This is a genomic window from Planomonospora algeriensis (assembly GCF_977012225.1).
Window position 1 is genome coordinate 1 of sequence record NZ_CDRNDK010000941.1, and the last position, 975, is coordinate 975.

1 protein-coding gene and 1 pseudogene are annotated in these 975 nt (G+C 67.1%); both read right to left on the minus strand.

The window, feature by feature from the left end:
• Positions 1-395: pseudogene (locus ACWJ6R_RS37045) on the minus strand (hypothetical protein); the annotation flags it as partial.
• Positions 389-975, minus strand: a 587-nt coding sequence (locus tag ACWJ6R_RS37050; RefSeq protein ID WP_449066657.1) for a Mu transposase C-terminal domain-containing protein, incomplete at its 5' end; no start/stop codon positions are given. The gene ACWJ6R_RS37050 and the pseudogene ACWJ6R_RS37045, both read right to left, overlap by 7 nt.

Genomic DNA, 975 nt, shown 5'->3' on the forward strand with positions numbered 1-975 from the left:
GTCGCGCGCGGGTGGCGGCGGCGGTGGATCACTTCGACGGTCTTGCCGAGTTGGGTGAGCGCGGTGGTCTTGCCGGTGCGGGCGGGGCCGGAGACCATCAGCCCGCAGCGGCCGTAGTGGGCGTGTTTGTTCAGCTGGATCAGGCGGCGGCCGGCGGTGATGACCTGACGAATCGTGGGGGTCTGGACGATCAGGAGCCGGGCGTGGTGGTCAATGCGGTCATCGTCGTAGCGGCCGCGTTTGTCGTCGTCCAGGCCCGCCCAGAGTGCTGTGGGAAGCAGGTTCGGAACAGCGGGCATCTCGGTGACGAACCCGCGCCAGCCCGCCAGGGTGGTCAGCTGCAGATGCTCGAACTCGCCAGTGGGTTCGCCAGCACGAGTTGGGCGGTTCACCACCGCTTGTCCGCTTCAGCGAACGGGTCGAAGATCGGCATCGGTATCACCTTGGAGATGTTCTCCTCGCTCTGCTGCGCGCTGTCATCCTGGCGCGGTCCGCTATCGGCGGTGGCTGGTGCGGGCTCGGCATGGATCGGGGTGCTGGGCGGGCTGGCCTTGGTCCGTGCGGCCACCCGCTGGTCTCTGCGGCTGAGCCGGGCGGGCTTCGTTTCTTCGCTTCCAGGACCGTTGTGGGCGCGTTTGAGCAGGTCGGAGACCGCCTCAGCGATCTCCTCTTCGGTGGCGCCGGGCAGGGCCCGGCGGGTGTGATCCCAGGCCAGCTCACCGAACGGAGCGGCGACCCGGTGCAGATGCTTCCAGAGCAGGGTGATCCAGCCGCCGTTCCAGTGATCACGAACCCAGATCCGTGACACGTCGTAGGGGTCGTAGTGGATCTCCCACAGGTCTTTGCGGTCGGTGAGCCCGGATCGTTGCTGGCGTAGCGGATTGAGGGCCTGGTCGTCATAGACCCGATGGTTGATCTTCACGCCGTAGGCGTTGAGGGCCCGCCAGGTCGCCGGCAGCAACTCGATGTAGTCGT